Source organism: Caballeronia sp. A2-2, assembly GCF_057612605.2.
In genome coordinates this window covers 157163-180125 of record NZ_CM172587.1, presented here as the reverse complement: position 1 = coordinate 180125, position 22963 = coordinate 157163, and the positions used below count along the sequence as shown (strand labels likewise).

The 22963-nt window shown below is 60.2% G+C and carries 15 protein-coding genes, 2 tRNA genes and 3 rRNA genes; 12 read left to right on the top strand and 8 right to left on the bottom strand.

Going from position 1 to position 22963, the window contains the following annotated elements; translation table 11 throughout:
• Positions 1-62 precede the first annotated feature (62 nt).
• The gene (locus ACZCWR_RS00925; RefSeq protein WP_487301883.1) at positions 63-1334 is read left to right on the top strand and encodes a TIGR03862 family flavoprotein; all 1272 of its coding nucleotides are present in this window, start codon (positions 63-65) and stop codon (positions 1332-1334) included.
• Here ACZCWR_RS00925 and ACZCWR_RS00920 read toward each other — a convergent pair.
• Positions 1308-2459: a methyltransferase gene (locus ACZCWR_RS00920; protein ID WP_487301882.1), complete on the bottom strand. Its 1152-nt coding sequence runs from the start codon at positions 2457-2459 to the stop codon at positions 1308-1310. The two genes, ACZCWR_RS00925 and ACZCWR_RS00920, sit on opposite strands and share 27 nt — an antisense overlap.
• 165 nt (positions 2460-2624) lie before the next feature.
• On the opposite strand from ACZCWR_RS00920, the gene ACZCWR_RS00915 reads away from it, so the two are divergent.
• From ACZCWR_RS00915 to ACZCWR_RS00885, 7 genes are all read left to right on the top strand, one after another.
• Positions 2625-3920 (top strand): SGNH/GDSL hydrolase family protein, encoded by a 1296-nt coding sequence (locus tag ACZCWR_RS00915; protein ID WP_487301881.1) that lies wholly within the window; start codon positions 2625-2627, stop codon positions 3918-3920.
• A 461-nt stretch (positions 3921-4381) separates the two neighbouring features.
• Positions 4382-5913, top strand: a 16S ribosomal RNA gene (locus tag ACZCWR_RS00910).
• A gap of 91 nt (positions 5914-6004) precedes the next feature.
• A tRNA-Ile gene (locus ACZCWR_RS00905) sits at positions 6005-6081 on the top strand.
• 20 nt (positions 6082-6101) lie between these two features.
• Positions 6102-6177, top strand: a tRNA-Ala gene (locus ACZCWR_RS00900).
• 302 nt (positions 6178-6479) lie between these two features.
• Positions 6480-9366 (top strand): 23S ribosomal RNA (locus tag ACZCWR_RS00895).
• 135 nt (positions 9367-9501) lie between these two features.
• Positions 9502-9615, top strand: a 5S ribosomal RNA gene (gene rrf / locus ACZCWR_RS00890).
• Together the 16S, 23S and 5S rRNA genes with 2 tRNA genes alongside form the textbook arrangement of a ribosomal RNA operon.
• A 139-nt stretch (positions 9616-9754) precedes the next feature.
• Complete coding sequence (locus ACZCWR_RS00885) at positions 9755-11389, top strand: NAD(P)/FAD-dependent oxidoreductase (protein WP_487301880.1); 1635 nt, start codon at positions 9755-9757, stop codon at positions 11387-11389.
• Positions 11390-11393: 4 nt separating this feature from the next.
• On the opposite strand, the gene ACZCWR_RS00880 is transcribed toward ACZCWR_RS00885, so the two are convergent.
• The 3 genes from ACZCWR_RS00880 to ACZCWR_RS00870 are packed head-to-tail and all read right to left on the bottom strand — an operon-like array spanning position 11394 to position 15405.
• Positions 11394-12935, bottom strand: coding sequence for a UxaA family hydrolase (locus ACZCWR_RS00880; protein WP_487301879.1), 1542 nt, complete (start codon positions 12933-12935; stop codon positions 11394-11396).
• A gap of 9 nt (positions 12936-12944) precedes the next feature.
• A complete protein-coding gene (locus tag ACZCWR_RS00875; RefSeq protein WP_487301878.1) occupies positions 12945-14231 on the bottom strand; it encodes an MFS transporter in 1287 nt (428 codons plus the stop codon).
• Between the two features lie 49 nt (positions 14232-14280).
• Positions 14281-15405, bottom strand: a complete 1125-nt coding sequence (locus ACZCWR_RS00870) for a mannitol dehydrogenase family protein (RefSeq protein ID WP_487301877.1) — start codon at positions 15403-15405, stop codon at positions 14281-14283.
• Positions 15406-15649: 244 nt separating this feature from the next.
• Here ACZCWR_RS00870 and ACZCWR_RS00865 point away from each other — a divergent pair, with 244 nt between their 5' ends.
• A complete protein-coding gene (locus tag ACZCWR_RS00865) occupies positions 15650-16348 on the top strand; it encodes a FadR/GntR family transcriptional regulator (protein WP_487301876.1) in 699 nt (232 codons plus the stop codon).
• A gap of 49 nt (positions 16349-16397) precedes the next feature.
• On the opposite strand, the gene ACZCWR_RS00860 is transcribed toward ACZCWR_RS00865, so the two are convergent.
• Complete coding sequence (locus tag ACZCWR_RS00860; RefSeq protein ID WP_487301875.1) at positions 16398-16718, bottom strand: DNA-binding protein; 321 nt, start codon at positions 16716-16718, stop codon at positions 16398-16400.
• Positions 16719-17103: 385 nt separating this feature from the next.
• Here ACZCWR_RS00860 and ACZCWR_RS00855 point away from each other — a divergent pair, with 385 nt between their 5' ends.
• Positions 17104-17973 (top strand): class I SAM-dependent methyltransferase, encoded by an 870-nt coding sequence (locus ACZCWR_RS00855; RefSeq protein ID WP_487301874.1) that lies wholly within the window; start codon positions 17104-17106, stop codon positions 17971-17973.
• Here the strand turns inward: ACZCWR_RS00855 and ACZCWR_RS00850 are convergent, their stop codons facing one another.
• Together ACZCWR_RS00850 and ACZCWR_RS00845 are read right to left on the bottom strand one after the other, a co-directional pair.
• Positions 17974-18528 carry a DUF1415 domain-containing protein gene (locus tag ACZCWR_RS00850; RefSeq protein ID WP_487301873.1) on the bottom strand — a complete coding sequence of 185 codons (555 nt, stop codon included), beginning with the start codon at positions 18526-18528 and terminating at the stop codon, positions 17974-17976.
• Positions 18525-19172 (bottom strand): TetR/AcrR family transcriptional regulator, encoded by a 648-nt coding sequence (locus ACZCWR_RS00845; protein ID WP_487301872.1) that lies wholly within the window; start codon positions 19170-19172, stop codon positions 18525-18527. Before ACZCWR_RS00845 ends, ACZCWR_RS00850 begins: the two co-directional genes overlap by 4 nt.
• A gap of 133 nt (positions 19173-19305) precedes the next feature.
• Between ACZCWR_RS00845 and ACZCWR_RS00840 the strand changes: the two genes are divergently transcribed.
• Together ACZCWR_RS00840 and ACZCWR_RS00835 are read left to right on the top strand one after the other, a co-directional pair.
• Positions 19306-20592: an MFS transporter gene (locus ACZCWR_RS00840; protein ID WP_487301871.1), complete on the top strand. Its 1287-nt coding sequence runs from the start codon at positions 19306-19308 to the stop codon at positions 20590-20592.
• 64 nt (positions 20593-20656) lie between these two features.
• Positions 20657-21253, top strand: coding sequence for a nitroreductase family protein (locus ACZCWR_RS00835; protein ID WP_487301870.1), 597 nt, complete (start codon positions 20657-20659; stop codon positions 21251-21253).
• 3 nt (positions 21254-21256) lie between these two features.
• On the opposite strand, the gene ACZCWR_RS00830 is transcribed toward ACZCWR_RS00835, so the two are convergent.
• Complete coding sequence (locus ACZCWR_RS00830; protein WP_487303202.1) at positions 21257-22738, bottom strand: MFS transporter; 1482 nt, start codon at positions 22736-22738, stop codon at positions 21257-21259.
• Positions 22739-22963: the final 225 nt, after the last annotated feature.

Below are 22963 nucleotides of genomic sequence, written 5' to 3'. Positions count from 1 at the left end.
TTTGGGGGCGCGGCGGCCGGTCGGGTGCGACAATGTTGCCTCTCTTTCTCTAATTGATTGCTATGTGGTCTTTGGAAAGCGCGGAGGTGGTAAATGTCGCCGTCGTCGGCGGCGGCCCGGCTGGACTGATGGCGGCGGAAGCGCTCGCGGCAGGCGGCGCGCGCGTTGATGTGTTCGACGCGATGCCTTCCGTCGGCCGCAAGTTCCTCATGGCGGGCAAGGGCGGCATGAACCTCACGCATTCCGAGCCCGCCGACGCTTTTCGCGCGCGTTATGGCGCGCGTCGGGAAAACATTGCGCCGCTGCTCGACCGTTTCGATGCCGACGCGCTCCGCGAATGGGTTCACGGTCTCGGCGTGGAAACGTTCGTCGGCAGTTCGGGCCGCGTGTTTCCCACCGACATGAAGGCCGCGCCGATGCTGCGGGCGTGGTTGCATCGGCTACGTGCGTCGGGCGTGCGGCTGCATATGCGTCATCGATGGCTCGGCTGGGCGGGCGACGATGCGTCGGTCTCGCGCTTCGCCACGCCTGACGGCGAGAAATTGGTGAAGCATGACGCGCTGATTCTCGCGTCCGGCGGCGCAAGCTGGCCGCAACTCGGCTCGGATGGCGGCGCGCTGACGCATCTTGCCGCGCGCGGCGTGGATGTCGCGCCATTCGTGCCATCGAATTGCGGTTTCGATGTCGACTGGACGCCGCTTTTCCGTGACCGATTCGCCGGTGAGCCGCTGAAGTCCGTGGCAATCGGCATCGCGCCCGGCGAATGGCGCGTCGGCGAGTGTCTCGTGACGGAGAACGGGCTCGAGGGCAGTCTGATTTACGCGCTGTCTGCGCAGATCCGCGATTTGATCGCCGCGGGCGCAGGCATTTTGCTCGATTTGACGCCGCAACTATCCGCAGAACGCGTGCGTGACGAAGTGATGCATCCGCGCGGCGCACGTTCGTTGTCGAGTCATTTGCAGAGCCGCTTGCATTTGAGCGGAGTCAAAGCCGGACTTTTGCGCGAATGCCTGCCAAAAGACACGTTCAATGATCTAGAAACGCTTGCTTCGCGCATCAAATCGTTGCCGTTGCGTTTGCTTCGACCTCGCCCGATTGCCGAAGTAATCAGCAGCGCGGGCGGCGTGAAATTCGAGTCGCTCGACGCGCGCTCCATGCTCACCGCGATGCCCGGCGTGTTTTGCGCCGGTGAAATGCTCGACTGGGAAGCGCCGACCGGCGGATATTTGCTGACGGCCTGTTTCGCGAGTGGCTTGGTGGCAGGAGAAGGTGCGCTCGCGTGGCTCCACGAGCGCGCCTTATTGGCATCAGGCAGCGACCAGCCGCCAGAGTGACGTCACTTCCTTCGAGCGCGCCGCGTAAAGTGGATCGCTCTTGTCCGCCGCGCGCGGATGATGCGGCTTGATATCGATTCGTCCATCCGTTTTCAGCCCCGCGCCATCGATCCATTCCTGCAACTGCGCGCGCGTGCGTAAACCAAGATGCTCCGCGAAGTCGGACAGGATCAGCCAGCCTTCGCCGCCGGGCGTCAGATGCGCGCGCAGTCCTTCGAGAAATCCGCGCAGCATGCGGCTTTCGGGGTCGTAAATCGCGTGCTCAATAGCCGAACTCGGACGCGCTGGCAGCCACGGCGGATTACAAACGATCAGCGGCGCGCGGCCTTCCGGAAACAGATTGGCTTCGACGACATTGATTTGTTTCGTCAGGCCGAGTCGCGATACGTTTTCCCGCGCGCAGGCGAGAGCGCGGGCGTCCATGTCCGTCGCGATCACGCGCTCGACGCCGCGCCGCGCCAATACCGCCGCAAGCACGCCGGTTCCCGTGCCGATGTCGAAGGCGAGCGTCGTCGATGGCAAATGTTGGCTCGCCACCAGTTCGATATATTCCCCGCGCACCGGAGAGAACACGCCGTAATACGGATGGATGCGCCCGCCCGCAGCGCCGATCTCGACGCCTTTCTTGCGCCACTCGTGCGCGCCGACCAGACCGAGCACTTCGCGCAGCGAGACGATGGAAGGTTCGTCGGCGGGACCGTAAGCTTCCTCGCACGCTTCCCGCACGTCCGGCGCGCGGCGCAAGGGAATGACGTACTGCGCGTCGAGCGGAAGCACGAGCATCGCGAGCGTCCGCGCGCGCTGCGATTGCGCCAGACGATGCAGGTTGAACATATCGATCGGCGAGACCGGCGCGGCTTCCTTCTTCTTGCGCGGCTTGTTGTCGATCCGCCGGGCAATCGCTTGAAGCAGTTGCCGCGCGTTCTGGAAATCGCCGCGCCAGAGAATGGCGACGCCTTCGGAGGCCAGACGGTAGGCGTGGTCCGCAGTCATCTGATCGTCGCCGATCACGCATCGCTTGGGCGGCTGATTGCCGCTTTCGGAGCGCCAGCGCGCCGAGCGGTTTTCGCCGTCCTCCTCCCATTCAAGGCGTGGTGTCGGAGAAAGTGTGTTTTTAGATTGCATGATGATGTGTCGGTGCGCCGTCCGGTTGGAATCGGCGAGTGTGAATTGCGTGCATTGTGAGGCTTTTGGAATTCGACGGGCCTTTCCATGGATATAGGCCAAAGTGAAGCGCGCCGATTTGTGACGTTCAGGCACAATTCAGCCTTTGCCCGAACGCCGTCGCCCATGAAATTCCGAGTTTTCGCCGCGATCTGTGCGGCTGCACTGACCTTTCAGACGTCGTTTGTCGCGCCAGCGAGGTCCGCTGAGACCGCTGGCACGCCGGATACTTCGCGCTGGGTGAGCGCGTGGGGCACCGCGCTGCAGGCGATTCCCCAACATGCGAACCTTCCGCCGCTTTATCGCGCGCCGGACGTCGCGGGGCGAACGGTCCGGCAAGTGATCTATCCGCAGCTTTCCGGCAAGCAGATGCGGCTTCGACTCAGCAATCTCTACGGGACCGAGCCGCTCGTGATCGAATCGATGAGCGTTGCGCGCGCGGTTTCGGGGAGTACGGCGGGCATCGACGCAAAGAGCGCGCGTCCTGTTTCGTTCGACGGCCATAAAAGCGTGACGATCGCACCGGGAATGCAGGCGGTCAGCGATCCGGTGAACTTCGACATCGGCGCGTTTCAGCCGATGACGGTCAGCACGTTCATGGGCAAGGACCAGAAACTAGTGGCGTGGCATCGCGTGTCGAGCCAAACGAGCTTCATATCTATGCCGGGCAATCACGTCGAGGATGCCTCCGCCGCGTCGTTCCGCACGAAGTTCACGCAGTACGCGTGGTTGACCAACGTCTCGATCGAGAGCCCGACGGCTCAAACAGTCGTGGCGATCGGCGATTCGATCACCGACGGCATGCGCTCGACGCCAAACACCAACCGCCGCTGGCCGGATGCGCTGGGTCAGCGTCTCGCGCGCGCCAGCAACGGACAGATGGCCGTCGTGAATGCGGGGATCAGCGGAAACCGGCTGCTGAGCAACTCGGCTTGTTACGGCGAGGCGCTTGCCAGTCGCTTCGAACGCGACGCGCTGCGACAGCCGGGCGTGCGGGCGATTATTGTGCTGATCGGCATCAACGACATCAATTTCGCTGCCATGCCCGCGCATACCGGGCTGGATTGCGATGCGCCGCACACGGAGTTGAATGCAGACGCGCTGCTTCGCGGGTATCAGCGGCTGATTGCGCAGGCACATCAGCGTGGAATCAAGATTTATGGCGCGACGCTCACGCCGGCGTTGCTTCCGCCCGAGCGCGAAGCGATTCGCACGGCGGTCAACGCTTCGATCCGGTCAAGCCGCGCCTTCGACGGCGTGATCGATTTCGACGAAGCGCTCCGCGACCCGGCTCGCCCTGATGAGCTTCGGCGTCAGTTCGATAGCGGCGATCACATCCATCCGAGCGATTTGGGGTACGCGGCGATGGCTGCTGCCGTGCCGCTTGAGGCGCTGCTCGGCAGCGCAAAACCGGCGCATTGAAGCGTTTGCAAAAAAGTTGCTTCACCGCCTTGTCATTCGCATCTGCGCGGCCTAATATTCAGCCCCTCGTCGCATGACGAGCGCCGCCAGCGAAACGGGCGGCCTCCAAGTCGGTACTTTTCGAAGCGAAAGCAGAAAAATAGTGTTGACAAGGAGAAAAAGATTCTTCATAATCTCGTTTCTCTGCTGCTGATGCAGCGACGCAAAACGGTCCGGGTGGTTGTAGTGAAGTGGTTCCGGGCGGTGTGCGATGTGCTCTTTAAAAACTAACAGCCGATAAGTGTGGGCGCTTGATGCGAGTGCGGTTTCAGTCTTTCGGGGCTGGAGCAAAAGCAAAAGTATCAAGAGTCTCACACGAAGTATAGAGGAAGGTTATTTCATCTTCGGATGGAAGCAATCATCGTCAGTACGTTGAGTGAGCGACCGGTTCTTAACGGAACCGAAAAACAGTAACAGGGTTTGAACTGAAGAGTTTGATCCTGGCTCAGATTGAACGCTGGCGGCATGCCTTACACATGCAAGTCGAACGGCAGCACGGGGGCAACCCTGGTGGCGAGTGGCGAACGGGTGAGTAATACATCGGAACGTGTCCTGTAGTGGGGGATAGCCCGGCGAAAGCCGGATTAATACCGCATACGATCTACGGAAGAAAGCGGGGGATCGCAAGACCTCGTGCTAGAGGGGCGGCCGATGGCAGATTAGCTAGTTGGTGGGGTAAAGGCCTACCAAGGCGACGATCTGTAGCTGGTCTGAGAGGACGACCAGCCACACTGGGACTGAGACACGGCCCAGACTCCTACGGGAGGCAGCAGTGGGGAATTTTGGACAATGGGGGCAACCCTGATCCAGCAATGCCGCGTGTGTGAAGAAGGCCTTCGGGTTGTAAAGCACTTTTGTCCGGAAAGAAAACCTACCTGTTAATACCGGGTGGGGATGACGGTACCGGAAGAATAAGCACCGGCTAACTACGTGCCAGCAGCCGCGGTAATACGTAGGGTGCGAGCGTTAATCGGAATTACTGGGCGTAAAGCGTGCGCAGGCGGTCTGTTAAGACCGATGTGAAATCCCCGGGCTTAACCTGGGAACTGCATTGGTGACTGGCAGGCTTTGAGTGTGGCAGAGGGGGGTAGAATTCCACGTGTAGCAGTGAAATGCGTAGAGATGTGGAGGAATACCGATGGCGAAGGCAGCCCCCTGGGCCAACACTGACGCTCATGCACGAAAGCGTGGGGAGCAAACAGGATTAGATACCCTGGTAGTCCACGCCCTAAACGATGTCAACTAGTTGTTGGGGATTCATTTCCTTAGTAACGTAGCTAACGCGTGAAGTTGACCGCCTGGGGAGTACGGTCGCAAGATTAAAACTCAAAGGAATTGACGGGGACCCGCACAAGCGGTGGATGATGTGGATTAATTCGATGCAACGCGAAAAACCTTACCTACCCTTGACATGGTCGGAAGTCCGCTGAGAGGTGGATGTGCTCGAAAGAGAACCGGCGCACAGGTGCTGCATGGCTGTCGTCAGCTCGTGTCGTGAGATGTTGGGTTAAGTCCCGCAACGAGCGCAACCCTTGTCCTTAGTTGCTACGCAAGAGCACTCTAGGGAGACTGCCGGTGACAAACCGGAGGAAGGTGGGGATGACGTCAAGTCCTCATGGCCCTTATGGGTAGGGCTTCACACGTCATACAATGGTCGGAACAGAGGGTTGCCAAGCCGCGAGGCGGAGCCAATCCCAGAAAACCGATCGTAGTCCGGATCGCAGTCTGCAACTCGACTGCGTGAAGCTGGAATCGCTAGTAATCGCGGATCAGCATGCCGCGGTGAATACGTTCCCGGGTCTTGTACACACCGCCCGTCACACCATGGGAGTGGGTTTTACCAGAAGTGGCTAGTCTAACCGCAAGGAGGACGGTCACCACGGTAGGATTCATGACTGGGGTGAAGTCGTAACAAGGTAGCCGTATCGGAAGGTGCGGCTGGATCACCTCCTTTCTCGAGCTTCGCACGAAGGTACTGGGTGTTCGCACACAGTACCGTGCATTCAAGCGCTCACGCTTATCGGCTGTTGTAGAAGACAGGCTAAGGGTCTGTAGCTCAGTCGGTTAGAGCACCGTCTTGATAAGGCGGGGGTCGTTGGTTCGAATCCAACCAGACCCACCACGAGTCGGGATGTATGACAGGGGGGATTAGCTCAGCTGGGAGAGCACCTGCTTTGCAAGCAGGGGGTCGTCGGTTCGATCCCGTCATCCTCCACCACGCATGACCTTTGAGTCTTCAATGCACAGCGTTCGACCCCGAGCGCTGTGCATTGGCGACTGTAGCCAGTTGATGTCGCGGGCAGTGAAGTAGCTTGTCGGCTAAACGTTCTTTAACAATCTGGAAGAAGTAGTAGAGAGATGCACTGAAAGCACTTAGAGATGGGTGTGAGTAGGGGCATCAGGGTAGTGATTGTATCGAGTATGAAAAGTGATCTTAAATGATGACTTGGAATACGGCACAACGCGAATACTCAGCCTATAGCGGGACGTGACAAGCGCAAGCAGACACACTCGTTATAGGGTCAAGCGAACAAGTGCATGTGGTGGATGCCTTGGCGATCACAGGCGATGAAGGACGCGGTAGCCTGCGAAAAGCGGAGGGGAGCTGGCAAACGAGCTTTGATCCTCCGATATCCGAATGGGGAAACCCGGCCCGTATGGGTCATCCTAAGCTGAATACATAGGCTTAGCGAAGCGAACGCGGTGAACTGAAACATCTAAGTAACCGCAGGAAAAGAAATCAACCGAGATTCCCAGAGTAGTGGCGAGCGAAATGGGATCAGCCTGTACCTTTTATCTGTATTGTTAGTCGAAGGCGCTGGAAAGCGCGGCCATAGCAGGTGATAGCCCTGTAGACGAAAACAGTATGGAAGAACTAGGGGTACGACAAGTAGGGCGGGACACGTGAAATCCTGTCTGAAGATGGGGGGACCATCCTCCAAGGCTAAATACTCGTGATCGACCGATAGTGAACCAGTACCGTGAGGGAAAGGCGAAAAGAACCCCGGGAGGGGAGTGAAATAGATCCTGAAACCGCATGCATACAAACAGTCGGAGCCTGGAAACGGGTGACGGCGTACCTTTTGTATAATGGGTCAGCGACTTACGTTCAGTAGCGAGCTTAACTGATTAAGGCAGGCGTAGCGAAAGCGAGTCCGAACAGGGCGATCAGTTGCTGGGCGTAGACCCGAAACCAAGTGATCTATCCATGGCCAGGTTGAAGGTGCGGTAACACGTACTGGAGGACCGAACCCACTAACGTTGAAAAGTTAGGGGATGAGCTGTGGATAGGGGTGAAAGGCTAAACAAACTTGGAAATAGCTGGTTCTCTCCGAAAACTATTTAGGTAGTGCCTCGTGTATCACCTTCGGGGGTAGAGCACTGTCATGGTTGTGGGGTCCATTGCGGATTACTACGCCATAGCAAACTCCGAATACCGAAGAGTGCAATCACGGGAGACAGACATCGGGTGCTAACGTCCGGTGTCAAGAGGGAAACAACCCAGACCGCCAGCTAAGGTCCCCAAGATTGGCTAAGTGGGAAACGAAGTGGGAAGGCTAAAACAGTCAGGAGGTTGGCTTAGAAGCAGCCACCCTTTAAAGAAAGCGTAATAGCTCACTGATCGAGTCGTCCTGCGCGGAAGATGTAACGGGGCTCAAGCCAGTCACCGAAGCTGCGGATACACGTTGAAAGACACGTGTGTGGTAGGAGAGCGTTCCGTAAGCCTGCGAAGGTGCGTTGAAAAGCGTGCTGGAGGTATCGGAAGTGCGAATGCTGACATGAGTAGCGATAAAGGGGGTGAAAAGCCCCCTCGCCGTAAGCCCAAGGTTTCCTACGCAACGTTCATCGGCGTAGGGTGAGTCGGCCCCTAAGGCGAGGCAGAAATGCGTAGCTGATGGGAAGCAGGTCAATATTCCTGCACCATTGTTAGATGCGATGGGGGGACGGATCGCGGAAGGTTGTCCGGGTGTTGGACGTCCCGGTCGCTGCGTTGGAGAAGGCACTCAGGCAAATCCGGGTGCGTAATTCAAGGGCGTGGCGCGAGCTCCTTCGGGAGCGAAGCAATTGGAAGTGGTTCCAAGAAAAGCCTCTAAGCTTCAGTCTAACGATGACCGTACCGCAAACCGACACAGGTGGGCGAGATGAGTATTCTAAGGCGCTTGAGAGAACTCGGGAGAAGGAACTCGGCAAATTGGTACCGTAACTTCGGGATAAGGTACGCCTCTGTAGCTTGACTGGCCTGCGCCAGGAGGGTGAAGAGGTTGCAATAAACTGGTGGCTGCGACTGTTTAATAAAAACACAGCACTCTGCAAACACGAAAGTGGACGTATAGGGTGTGACGCCTGCCCGGTGCCGGAAGATTAAATGATGGGGTGCAAGCTCTTGATTGAAGTCCCGGTAAACGGCGGCCGTAACTATAACGGTCCTAAGGTAGCGAAATTCCTTGTCGGGTAAGTTCCGACCTGCACGAATGGCGTAACGATGGCCACACTGTCTCCTCCCGAGACTCAGCGAAGTTGAAGTGTTTGTGATGATGCAATCTCCCCGCGGCTAGACGGAAAGACCCCATGAACCTTTACTGTAGCTTTGCATTGGACTTTGAACCGATCTGTGTAGGATAGGTGGGAGGCTATGAAACGTGAACGCTAGTTTGCGTGGAGCCGTCCTTGAAATACCACCCTGGTTTGTTTGAGGTTCTAACCTTGGTCCGTGATCCGGATCGGGGACCGTGCATGGTAGGCAGTTTGACTGGGGCGGTCTCCTCCCAAAGTGTAACGGAGGAGTACGAAGGTACGCTAGGTACGGTCGGAAATCGTGCTGATAGTGCAATGGCATAAGCGTGCTTAACTGCGAGACCGACAAGTCGAGCAGGTGCGAAAGCAGGTCATAGTGATCCGGTGGTTCTGTATGGAAGGGCCATCGCTCAACGGATAAAAGGTACTCTGGGGATAACAGGCTGATACCGCCCAAGAGTTCATATCGACGGCGGTGTTTGGCACCTCGATGTCGGCTCATCTCATCCTGGGGCTGTAGCCGGTCCCAAGGGTATGGCTGTTCGCCATTTAAAGAGGTACGTGAGCTGGGTTTAAAACGTCGTGAGACAGTTTGGTCCCTATCTGCCGTGGGCGTTGGATATTTGAAGGGGGCTGCTCCTAGTACGAGAGGACCGGAGTGGACGAACCTCTGGTGTACCGGTTGTCACGCCAGTGGCATCGCCGGGTAGCTATGTTCGGAAGAGATAACCGCTGAAAGCATCTAAGCGGGAAACTCGCCTTAAGATGAGATATCCCCGGGGCTTCGAGCCCCTTGAAGGGTCGTTCCAGACCAGGACGTTGATAGGTCAGGTGTGTAAGTGCAGTAATGCATTGAGCTAACTGATACTAATTGCCCGTAAGGCTTGATCCTATAACCAGTGTGTTTGCGTCTCCTCAGGAGCCAACACTGGCGAGTACAGCGTGTGTGATCAATCACCACCCGAATTCAATACTGCTTCTTCCCAGATTGGTTGTGTGCCCCCAAGGCCCGCAACAACAAGTCATGCCTGATGACCACAGCGAGTTGGTACCACCCCTTCCCATCCCGAACAGGACCGTGAAACGACTCCACGCCGATGATAGTGCGGATCTCCCGTGTGAAAGTAGGTAATCGTCAGGCTCCTTATGCTGCAAACAAAAACCCCACCTGAACAGGTGGGGTTTTTGCGTTTGAGGCAGCGAAAACAAAGCCGCCAGCCTCTTACAATCCAAGCGCTAAAATCTCCATAGCCCATACAAGCCGTCGCCATCGAAACCCCATGCTACGTTTAAGCGAAATCAAACTCCCGCTCGATCATCCTGATTCGGCGATCGAGCCCGCAGTCATCGCGCGACTGGCGGAGATCGGCGTCGCAGCTGGCGACCTCGTGCGCTTTCACGTATTTCGTCGTGCCCACGATGCGCGCAAACGCGGCGACATCAAGCTCACTTACATCATCGATGTCGAAGTGAAGGACGAAGCGTCCGTCATGAAGCGTCTCGAAGCGAGTCCGCAACCGCATTGCGGCGCGACGCCAGACATGGGGTACCACTTCGTCGCGCGAGCGCCGGAGCATGCGACGCTGCCAAGACCCGTCGTCATCGGCATGGGGCCGTGTGGGCTTTTCGCGGGATTGATTCTGGCGCAGATGGGCTTCCGTCCCATCATCCTCGAACGGGGGAAGGCTGTACGTGAGCGGACCAAGGACACGTGGGGTCTGTGGCGACGTAACGAACTCAATCCCGAATCCAACGTGCAGTTTGGCGAAGGCGGCGCTGGCACGTTCTCCGATGGCAAGCTCTACAGCCAGATCAAAGACCCGAAGCACTACGGCCGAAAAGTGCTCGATGAATTCGTCAAAGCAGGTGCGCCGGAAGACATTCTGTTCCTGAGCCGGCCGCACATCGGCACGTTCAGGCTCGTGAGCATGGTCGAAAAGATGCGCGCGCAGATTCATCAGCTCGGCGGCGAAGTACGGTTCCAGCAGCGTGTGGACGACATCGACATTGAAGACGGCAAGGTGCGCGGCCTGCGTCTCTCGAATGGCGAGACACTTCGATGCGATCACGTCGTGCTCGCGGTAGGGCACAGCGCACGCGACACATTCCAGATGCTCCACGATCGCGGCGTCTACATGGAAGCGAAGCCGTTTTCGCTCGGATTCCGAATCGAGCATCCGCAGGGAATCATCGATCGCAGTCGCTTTGGGAAGTTCGCGGGCCACGAGCGCTTGGGCGCGGCAGACTACAAGGTCGTACATCACAGCAGCAATGGACGCGCGGTCTATAGCTTCTGCATGTGCCCGGGTGGAACGGTCGTCGCGGCAGCATCGGAGCCGGGGCGGTTGGTCACCAACGGAATGAGTCAATACTCGCGCGCAGAACGCAACGCGAATGCGGGAATCGTGGTCGGCATCACGCCGGATGATTTCCCAGGCGGCCCGCTCGCCGGCATAGATTTTCAGCGCAAGTGGGAAGCACGTGCATTCGAACTCGGCGGAAGCGACTACAGCGCGCCGGCGCAACTCGTCGGCGACTTTATTGCGGGGCGCGCTTCGACGTCGCTCGGCTCGGTCGTCCCTTCGTACAAGCCCGGCGTGAAGCCAACCGACCTGAGCACGGCGCTGCCCGATTACGTGATCGAAGCCATCCGCGAGGCGCTGCCGGAACTCGACAAGAAGATCAACGGCTTCGCCATGCACGATGCCGTTCTGACTGGCGTAGAAACGCGCACATCGTCGCCATTGCGCGTGCGTCGCAAGGACGATTATCAGAGCGTGAACGTCGAAGGTTTGTATCCGGCGGGCGAGGGCGCCGGTTATGCAGGCGGAATTTATTCAGCCGCGATCGATGGAATCGAAGTCGCGGAAGCCGTCGCGCGGAACATGATGGCCGAGTACAGCGCGACGGCGTAACAACTCAGGTCACCACGCCGACCTGCCACGGCACGAACTCACTCTGCCCGTACCCGTGGATTTCGCTCTTCGACGCCACGCCCGACGCGCAATCAAGAATCATCTGGAAGATCTGATCGCCGAGTTGATCGATCGTCGCGGTGCCGTCGATGACGCCGCCGCAGTTGATGTCCATGTCCTCTTCCTGCCGCTCCCACAGCGCGGTGTTCGTCGCGAGCTTGAGCGACGGTGACGGCGCGCAGCCATACGCCGAGCCGCGTCCCGTCGTGAAGCAGATCACGTTCGCGCCAGACGCAACCTGACCTGTCGCGGACATCGGATCGTAGCCGGGCGAATCCATGAACACGAAGCCCTTCGCATCGACACGCTGCGCGTACTCATAAACCTCGACGAGATTTGTCGTGCCACCTTTGGCGACCGCGCCTAGCGACTTTTCCAGAATCGTCGTCAACCCGCCGACCTTGTTGCCTGCGGACGGATTGTTGTCCATCGCCGCACCGTTGCGCGCGCAGTAATCCTCCCACCACTTGATGCGCGTCAGCAGCTTTTCGCCGACTTCGCGACTCACCGCGCGTCGCGTCAGCAAGTGCTCCGCGCCATAGACTTCCGGCGTTTCCGAGAGAATCGCCGTGCCGCCGTGCGCGACGAGCTTATCCACCGCCGCGCCCAGCGCCGGATTCGCCGAAATGCCCGAATAGCCATCCGACCCGCCGCACTGCAAGCCAACGATGATATGCGACGCCGGCACCGGCTCACGCTGCGCGCGATTCGCATCCGCGAGCATCTCCTTCACCATCTCGATGCCGCGTTCGACCGTCTTGCGCGTGCCGCCGCTGTCCTGAATCGTGAAGCTGCGCAGCTTTTCGCCGTCCTTCAGTCCAGCCGATTCGAGCACGCCCGAAATCTGATTCGTCTCGCATCCCAGCCCAACGAACAGCACGGCATGAAAGTTCGGATGCACCGCATAACCCGCCAGCGTCCGGCGCAGAATCTTGATGCCTTCGCCCAGCGTGTCGATCCCGCAGCCGATGCCATGCGTCAGCGCGATCACGCCATCGACGTTCGGATAATCCGCCAGCGCTTCCGGATGCACATCGCGCCGGAAATGTTCGGCAATCGCGCGCGCGACGGTCGCCGAGCAATTCACGCTCGTTAGCACGCCGATGAAATTGCGCGTCGCCACGCGGCCATCGCTGCGTCGAATGCCCATGAAAGTGGCGGGCGATTCGACGAACGGCGTCGGATGCTTATCCACGCCGAACTCGTGCTCGCGTTCGAAGTCGGCCATCCGCAAATTCTGCGTGTGGACATGCTGCCCGCGCGCAATGTCCTCTTTCGCCACGCCGATGATCTGGTTGTAGCGCTTCACGGGCTCGCCCGCGGCAATCGCGCGCGTCGCGATCTTGTGCCCCGGCGGAATCAGCCCGGCGACGACGAGATCCTCCGACGCGATACGCGCGCCGGAGAGCAGTTGACGCGTCGCGATCACGACATCGTCTTTCGGATGCAGCCGGATGACCGCATGGTCGGTACTTGTGGTGGACATGATGTTTTCTTAGATCGTGGACGGGGCCCGCTTGTCGTCGTCGGCCAGCTCGCGCTCGTCGGCGCGATTGAGCGGCTCGATCTTGCCGACAATGACAAGATAGCTGAATGCGCCGAGGAAGCAGAAACCGCCCGCGACGCACAGCGGAATCACGAACGAGCCCTTCGTGATGGCGAGCATCACGCCGGTAAAGGTCGTGATGACGATGCCCGCCAGATTCGACGCGAAGTTCTGGATACCGCCGATGGAGGCGACGTGATCCGGCGTCGGCGCGACATCGCTCGGCAGCGACCAGATGCTGGCGGCCGCGAACGCGAGGCTGCCATACGCGATGCCGAAGAATGCGAGCATCAGATACGTGTTTTCGGTGAACGCGCACAGCGTGATGATCGACGATAACAGCATGCCGCCGACCATGCAGGTCTTGCGCGCTGCCGTGAGGCTCAAGCCGCGCTTGTAGAGCGAATCCGACACGAAGCCGCCGAGCCAGCCGCCCGGAATCGACATCAGCGCGGGAATCATGCCGAGCGTGCCGAGCGACTTGAGCGAAAAGCCGTGCGCTTGCACCAGATAGCTCGGGAACCACGTGATGAAGAAGTAGATCACGAAGTTCAGGCAGAAGAAGCCGAGCATCATGCCCCACAGCGTGCGGTACTTGAACAGCGAGCCCCACGACACCTTTTGCTTCGGCGCGACCGTCTGCGGCGCGACTTCCGCTTCGCCCGTCATATCGCCCTTGGATTTCGTGCGATAGATCAGGAACCAGCCGAGAATCCACACGAAGCCGAGCACGCCGGTGATGACGAACGACGCTTCCCAGCCGAACGTGCCGATGATGAGCGCGACGACCGGAATCGACAGCGCGGAGCCAACGCGCGAACCGCTATCGAAGATGCTGGTGGCAAATGCGCGCTCTCGCTTCGTAAACCATTGCGACACCAGCTTCGCGCACGACGGATAAGCGCCCGCTTCGCCGATGCCGAGCATCAGGCGGCAGCCGAACATGCCGGTGACGCTCGTGGCCACGGCGGTCAGCGCCGTGAACACCGACCACCAGCCCACCGCGAGCGGCAGCGCGATGCGCGCGCCCGCACGATCGACGAACCAGCCGAACGGCATCTGCATGAGCGCGTAAGTCCAGAAGAAGCCGCTCAGAATGAAGCCCATTTCCGCCGGGCCGATGTTGAGCGCCTTCTCGATCTGCGGCGCGGCGACGGCAAGATTCGCGCGGTCGATGTAATTGATCGCGATGGCCAGAAAGGCCAGAAATATCACTACCCAACGCATTTTGCGCATCGTGTGTCTCCTCCGGGATTGAATACGAATGTCGTGGTGTGCCGCTTCTTCAGGCGGCCTTGAGCGCGTCCTTCAGACGCTTCTGTTCGATGTCGAGATGCAGTTCGCGCGCCAGGTCGATCACCGGCTGAAAGCGCCGCTGTTTCTTCTCATCGTGATTGCGCGCGATGTCCGCGAGCTTGTGGACGAGAAACGGGTTCTCGAAGCGATCGCGCACGCTGGCGAGATAGTCGCTTGCCGAATCGCGCTGGCCGAGTGCGTCGAACACGGGCAGCACTTCGTCGCGCCAGACGGCTTCGAGCGGTTCGCGAAAAGCCGGATCGCGCATGGCGTCGAGCACGGTCGTGTCGGGCGCGTTATCGCGCGTGCGCCAGAGTTCGGCGAGATACGTGTGGCCGAGGTTCAGCATCAGCAGCTTCTGGCGTTCGTAGTGCGCGAGATCGTCGGTGATGACGATATCTTCGTGCTCGCAAGGCAACGTCATGCCAGCGTGGCGCTCGATGGCCCACAGCGCGTAAGGCTCCGCAATCGCGCCAACCGGCTGAATCGGCTCCGACACGATTCGATCCACGAGCGAATTCACCCACACACAACCGTTCGTCAGATAGTCGATGAAGCCAGCGTCCACGTTCCAGCCGCGCGCGACGCCGATCACCAAATCGCGCAGCGTGTCGCCGTTGCGCGAGATGAGTTCGCACGGAAGCAGCGTGATCGGCGCGCCGCCCGCGCGATAACGCGCATTCAGCAGCACCGCGAGCTTCGCCGCGAAACCGCGCGGCGTGCGCTGACCGTCGATCAGATCGGCGGTGTCTTCGTCGAACAAGGCGTAGCCTGCGTCGGCGGTGTTGGACACGATCACCTTCACGTCGCGCTTCATGCGCTCGATCAGCAAGGGCCAGTCGTCGTTCGCGTGCAATGCTTCGGTGATCGAATCGCAGTCGATCGTCGTGTCGATGGTTTCATCGCGGCGGCGTCCGCGGATGCGCACCGGATAGCGGCCCGCCTCACGCAGCGCCGCGATGCGCGCGCGGCTGTCCGCGCTCGTCGTGGTCTGCACGACGGTGATCTTGCCAAGCGCTTTGGAAGGATCGCGCCGCGCGGCATCCGCGACGAAGAAATCCACATGCGCCTGAAGAAAACGGCTCGTGCCGAACTGAAGAATCGGATTACTCATCGTCGCGCTTTATGTCGTTACGAGCGTGTGGGGAATGCGCTGCTGGGAACGGTTCCAGTCAGAAGCAAAAAAAGTGGCCCATGCGGCCTGACCAGATTGCATACTAGTGTCTTGAAAACCAATTGGTCAAGCCACTTGTAAGCGGTGGAAAACGCGCTGACGTCCGTGCCACGGTGCGTCAAGCCTCCCGATGATTACAATCCACGTTTTCCCCGAGACCACGACAACAAACAGGAGACAAGCCTTGAGCGTCAAACCGCCCGAAACGCGCCGTCTTTATCTTCAGATCGCCGACAAACTGCGTGGCCTCATCGAGCAGCAGGATTTCGCGCCGAACGGGCGTCTGCCTTCGGAACGCGAGCTTGCGGTGACGCTCGGCGTGTCGCGGCCATCAGTGCGCGAGGCGCTCGTTGCGTTGGAACTGGAAGGGCGCGTCGAGATTCGGATGGGCTCGGGCGTGTATATCGTGGCGGTTCCGGCGGTCAAAGCGGCGGGCACGGAAGCGGAATTGGGCGAGAGTCCCATCGAGATCATGAATGCGCGCAGCGTGATCGAAGGCGCAATTGCGGCGAGCGTCGCGCCGTTCGCGCGACCCAAAGCGCTCAAGACGCTGCGCGCGCTTTACGAGACCATGGCCCGCGAAATGGAAAACGGCCAAGTGCCGATGAGCGCGGACCGCGCATTCCATGTCGCGATCGCGCAGATGTCGGGCAACGATGTCCTGGCGCGCACCGTCGGCAGTCTCTACGACGAACGCCACAGTCCGCTGTCCTCAACATTACGAGGACATTTCGAAGGCGAGGAAACGTGGGCGGCGGCGCTGGCCGAGCATCGCGAGATTCTGGAAGCGCTGGAGGCACGCGATCCGGTGCAGGCTCAGGCCGCCATGCAACGTCACATGCGCAAGTCTGCAGAACGGCTGATGTCGCGCAGAAAAAGCTGAACCCGGCGCGTCTCCGTAAGACGAGCCGGTTCGGTCCTGCATCCTGCGTTCAGCCGGGGTAGGCCTCGTCCACCTTCAAACCCGCGAGCTTGAAGATGACGCGCAGCGTCTGCGGCGCGATGTCACGACGCGAGGCGAGCGTCGTCAGCACGAAGTCCATCACCTTGGCGTACTTGAGCATGGTCAGGCACGTTTCGATATCGGTCGAGCCGTCGCGCATCGATTCGGCGATACGCAGCATCTCCACCGAGATCTCTCGGGCCATTTCCAGTTCGAGTTGCTGCTTTTCGCTCCACGCGGGCATCGCGGTCAGCGCCGCGAGCATCTCCTGAAATTTTTGTTCTGCCTTCTTGTCCGGGATCGCATCCATCGCCGTCCTCTCTTGATCATGGCGCGGGCGGGTCGCATCCGCCGCGCTGTGCGTTAGGTGTTACGTAACAGAGCCTGGCGCGGGTGACGACGCATGTTGCGTGTCGATGGCGCGGCTCGCTACCAGCTTGTTGCTTCTGCTTGGTGCATCGGTGCGTGCCGCAGAAGGCCACGCGATCGTGCTGTCGTTTCGATGGCCTCATCGTCGGACATTGCACAATTTGTTCCATGCGCGAGGATCGATAACTTTCCTGATCTACATCGTTTGGAACGAGAGCGTCTTTGCGCTTTTAGGTAAACTTCTCCTTTCGCCACGGCAATAACAGCGGTTAGCGCACATACAGCGCGAACAAGCTCCGCTTTTCTCTATTACGGTATTCGCCACGATGACCAGGAAGTCCCCCGCACCGGCGCCGAGCGCATCCGACGCCACCAGCAAACACGAGATTCGTCCGGGTCAGTCGATCGAGCTCCTGAAGGAGCTACATATCCTCACGCGCGACGGCAAGATGAATCAGGACAGCCGCCGCAAACTGAAACAGGTCTATCACCTTTATCAGTTCATCGAACCGCTTCTTGCCGAAACGCATGCGCGCCAAGGGTCCGTATCGCTGGTGGACCACGGCGCGGGAAAGTCTTACCTTGGGTTTATTCTCTACGATCTGTTCTTCAAGTCTCTGCGCGATCGGTCACACATCTATGGAATCGAGACGCGCGAGGAGCTGGTAAAAAAGTCCGAGGAATTGGCGGCGCATCTTGGCTTCACCGGAATGTCGTTTTTGAATCTGTCGGTGGCCGAATCGATTGGTTCGGACAAGCTGCCTGCGGAGGTGGATGTCGTGACCGCGCTGCACGCGTGCAACACCGCCACGGACGACGCCATCCACTTCGCTCTCCAGAAGAAAGCGAAGTACATCGTCGTGGTGCCGTGTTGTCAGGCGGAGGTGGCGTCGGTGCTGCGCAAGAACAAGGGCCACGCGCTATCGACGAACGTGCTGACGGAAATGTGGCGGCATCCGCTGCACACGCGCGAATTCGGCAGTCAGATCACGAACGTGCTGCGCTGTCTGCAACTCGAATCGCACGGCTATCAGGTGAGCGTGACGGAACTCGTCGGCTGGGAACATTCGATGAAGAACGAACTCATCATCGCGCAATTCAAGGACTTGCCGCGCGGACGGCCGGCGCAGCGTCTTTCGGATGTATTGGAAACGCTCGGTCTGGATGAACTGCGCGAGCGGTTTTTCGCGCACTGATCAGGGTTTGTCCATCCACGCCTTGAGGCCATCGTGGCCAAGGCGTTCGAGCGTTTCGATATTGCGTTCGAAGATGTCGGCGGCATCTGGAAACGCCGCCACCGCGCGATCGATGCTCGCCTCGCGCAGCAAGTGAAAGATGGGATACGGCGCGCGATTCGTGTAGTTGCCGATTTCGTCCGCGTCGGTCCCTTCGAACTGAAAGCGCGGATGAAAACTCGCGATCTGAATCTCGCCGCTCAGGCCGAGATCGTTGAGCAGGCGGTCGGCGAAGAACAACGCATCGTTGAAATCGGCGAAGTCAGCGAACGCATTCGGCGTGATAAACAGCGTCGTGTCGATGACTTCGGGGTCGCTGTCGCGCAGCAGGCGAAGTTCATCGGTTAGCTCCACGACGAGATCGTCCACATCGCGCGCCTTGCTCACCACGTAGCGAATCTGCCGCTTCACATGCACGGCCTTCGCAAACGGGCAGAGATTGAGGCCGATCACCGCGCGGGTGAGCCAATGTTCGGTGGCGGTCGTCACCTCGTCGCGGGTACTGCGGTCGTTCATGCGTCTTCCTGAATTCGATTCGATTCGCACGCCGCGCCAATCAACATGCGTGCGATGCGCGGCGCGGCCATCATCGGCCCGGAGCCGGGGCCATAAGTCTGACTGGTCGCGTAGATGCCGTCCACCAGCAGCGCCAGCGATTCAGCCAGTTCCAGCGGATTCGGCGCGCCCATTTCGGTGCATAGTTCCGTGAGACGCCTGAGCAGATAGTGCTTGTTGCGATCGACCGGTTCCCGCGCCGGATGCGTCCGGTCGCGGAATTCACACGCGACGTTCAGGAACGGGCAGCCACGATAATCCGGCAACGATGCGCGCCCGACGAGATCGTCCATCGCCTGAAGCAGTTGTTTCGCGGGCTCGCCGGGATGCTTGGCGACACTCGCCTCGAAGCGCCGTTGATACCCCTCCTGCATGCGGTTCAGATACGCGCCGACGAGTTCGTCCTTCGACGCAAACCGCCGGTAAAGGCTCATCTTGTTGACGCCCGCACGCTCTACCACGGCATCGACGCCGATCGCGCGGATGCCCTCGCGATAGAACAACTCCTGCGCGGCGTCGAGCAATTGCGCTTCCGCCGTCGCGCCATCCGTGCGGACACTGCGCCGGGCAGGGGTTTTCGGCGCGTTTTCGGTTGATCGTGTCAAAGTTCAGTCCTCGGAATATCGTTCGGCCTTGACATGTTACCGACTGGTCACTAAGCTCGCAACTTCAATGTGACTGAGCGGTAACGTCGCGTCACCGGAAAGCCAAATAACCGATTCAAAGAACGGAGCAGCGATGAACTGGGTAGCGAAGCGCGTAAGCAGCCGCATGCATTACGGCTGGGTCGTAGTGGGCGTCGTGTTCTTCGTGCTGCTCGCGGCGGCAGGAACGCGCGCGACGCCGAGCGTGATGATGCTGCCGCTCGAAAAGCAGTTCGGCTGGAGCCGCGCCACCATTTCGCTCGCCATTTCGATCAACTTAGCGCTCTACGGTCTCGCCGGCCCGTTCGCCGCTGCCGCGATGCAGCGCTTCGGTGTACGTCCCACTTTGCTCGCCGCCTTGGCAACGCTCGCCGCTGGCGTCGGCCTGTCATCGATGATGACGCACCCCTGGCAAATGGTGCTCGTCTGGGGCGTGATGGTCGGCAGCGCGACGGGCGTTGCTGCGCTCACGCTTTCCGCTACCGTCGTGAACCGCTGGTTCACCACGCATCGCGGTCTCGCGATGGGCATTCTCACCGCCAGTTCCGCAACCGGTCAGCTCGTGTTCCTGCCGTTCCTCGCATCGCTTTCGGAGCATCACGGATGGCGGCCGGTCGTGTTCGTGGTCGCGGCGGCGACTGCCCTCGTCATCCCGTTCGTTGCGTGGCTGCTGCCGGAGCGTCCGGTGAACGTGGGCTTGCGGCCCATCGGTGAAACCGCCGAGATGCCGTCGGGGGCGTTTCCCACGCCGAAAAATCCGATCAAGGTGGCGTTCGGCACGTTGGCGTCCGCAAGCAAGACGCGCGATTTCTGGCTGCTGTTCGCGAGCTTTTTCGTGTGCGGCGCGAGCACGAATGGCTATGTCGGCACGCATCTGATCGCCATGTGCTCGGACTACGGCATGACGCAAGTGCAGGGCGCGACGCTGCTCGCGACCATGGGCATCTTCGATTTGTTCGGCACGACGCTGTCCGGCTGGCTGTCCGACCGCTTCAACGCGCGATTCCTGCTGTTCTGGTACTACGGCCTGCGCGGCCTGTCGCTGATTTATCTGCCGTACGCGTTCGGCATCGACTTCTTCGGTTTGCCGCTGTTCGCCGTGTTCTACGGACTCGACTGGATCGCCACCGTGCCGCCGACGGTGCGCCTCGCCACCGATGTCTACGGCAAGGAAACCGCGCCCATCGTGTTCGGCTGGGTGGTCGCGGGGCATCAACTCGGCGCGGCGTTTGCGGCGCTCGGCGGCGGCATGTTGCGCTCGAGTCTCGGCAGCTACACGGTCGCCACGATGATCTCGGGCAGCCTGTGCCTCGTCGCGGCGGTGATGGTCTTGCGCATCAATCGCGCGGGCCGTTCGATGGGCGTCGCGGCGGGAACGTGACGCAACGGCAGGCGCGTTATCCTTGACGGTGCGCTATCCGATGAACCGAACAAGGATTCACGCCATGACGACCAAGCCCGCACCGACCGACATCGACATCCACGAACTCTTTTCGGGACGCTGGAGCCCGCGCGCGTTCTCGACGCAGCCGCTCGAGCGCGCGCAGATTCATCGCGTGCTGGAAGCGGCGCGCTGGGCGCCGTCGTCGAACAATCTTCAGCCTTGGCGGTTTCTCGTGTTCGATCGCCAGCGCGACGAGGCCGCGTTCAAGCGCGCGTTCGACACGCTCGCGCCGGTCAATCAGAAATGGAACGCCAGCGTGCCGGTGCTGATCTGCGTCGCGGCGGCCACGCTCACGCCGAAGGGCGAGCCGAGCAAAACCGCCGCGTACGATACCGGCGCGGCAGCGATGGCGCTCGTGCTCCAGGCTCACGCGCTGGGACTTGCGACGCATCAAATGGGCGGCTTCGATCGCGATGCCTTCCGTCAGGCGTTCTCGGTGCCCGACGACATGCAGCTCATCGCGATGATCGCGCTCGGCCACCACGGCGACGCGAATCAGTTGGATGAAACCCTGCGCGAACGCGAATCCGCGCCACGCACGCGCAAATCGCTCGGCGAAACGGCGTTCGACGGCGCGTGGGGAACCGCGTTCGGTTGATCGTCAATGATCGTCGGCGGCGGAAAGCGGGCGCGCCACGTCTTCGAGCGACTTGCCCTCGGCGGCAATACCCCAGATGCCCGCGACCACCGCCGCCGCGACCATCAGAAACGAGCCGATCAGATAGCCGACGAACACCGCGCCGCGCTCGTGCGTGTCGATCAGGTGCCCGAACAACGTCGGCCCGATGATGCCGCCCAGCGCCGTGCCGAACGCATAGAACACGGCGATGGCGAGCGCGCGGATTTCAAGCGGAAAGGTCTCGCTCACCGTCAGATACGCGGAACTCGCCGCCGCCGACGCGAAGAAGAAAATCACCATCCACGCGATGGTTTGCGTCGTCACGGTGAGCATGCCTTGCATGAACATCCAGCCGCTGATCGTCAGCAAAATGCCGGAGATGGCATACGTGAACGCGATCATGCGTCGCCTGCCGATCACATCGAAAAGTCTGCCGAGCAGCACCGGACCAAGGAAATTGCCTGCCGCGAACGGCAGCACGTACCAGCCGATGTGATCGCCCGGCACCTTGTAGAAGTCGGTCAGCACGAGCGCGTAGGTGAAAAAGATCGCGTTGTAGAAGAACGCCTGCGCGGTCATCAGCATCATGCCGACGAGCGAGCGCCGCCGATGCTCGTTGAACAGCGAATGCGCGACTTCGCGCAGAAGGGTGTGATCGCGGACTTTCAGCCTTAAAGGCTTGACCGGCGTATCGGGAATCGGCGTCCCGTGCTCGCGAAAATGCGCCTCGATTTCCTCGACGACCTGCCGCGCTTCATCCACACGATTGTGCGTGATGAGCCAGCGCGGGCTTTCCGGCACCCACATGCGCATGAAAAGAATCGACAGCCCGAGCGCCGCGCCGATCAGAAAGCACGCGCGCCAGCCCCAGTCGGGCGGCATGAGACCCGGATTGAGCAGCACGAGCGACCCCGCCGCGCCGATGCCCGCGCCCACCCAAAACGTCCCGTTGATGGCGAGATCGGTCCGGCCACGCAAGCGCGCGGGCGTGAATTCCTGAATCGTCGAATTGATTGCGGTGTATTCCCCGCCGATGCCCGCGCCGGTCAGGAAGCGAAACAGCACGAACGACCACAGATCCCACGAAAACGCCGTCGCGGCGGTCGCCGCCACGTACAGAAACAACGTGATGAAAAACAGCTTGCGACGCCCGAGCCGGTCCGTGAGCCAGCCGAAACCAAGCGCGCCGAGCACCGCGCCCGCGATATACGCGCTGCCGCCGTAGCCGACATCCGCGTTCGAGAAATGCAGCGCCGGACTCGTTTTCAACGCGCTTGCGACCGCGCCCGCCAGCGTGACCTCCAGCCCGTCGAGCAGCCACGTGATGCCGAGCGCGAACACGATCAGTGTGTGAAAGCGCCCCCACGGCAGCCGGTCGAGGCGGCCGGGAAGATCGGTCTCGATCACGTCCGAGGCAGTTCCGGGCTTTTTGTTCTCGCCATCGCGAAGCGTGGCGGTCTCCATGTTCTTGTCGTTCATTCGATATCGCCGGGATCGGGCGCACAATCTGCTGACAGTTGGCGCGTGCGGATGAAGGAAATGCCGCCAGAGCCGCAAGTTGCATTCCGCTTTCGTCGAACGGACCGCTCAGAACAGGATTCCTCCGATCGCGGTTGATGCCTGCATCCGTACGTGATAAAAACGCGATCCACTTCCGAATGCGGCGCGGCCATTTCGGGCGCCGCCTCA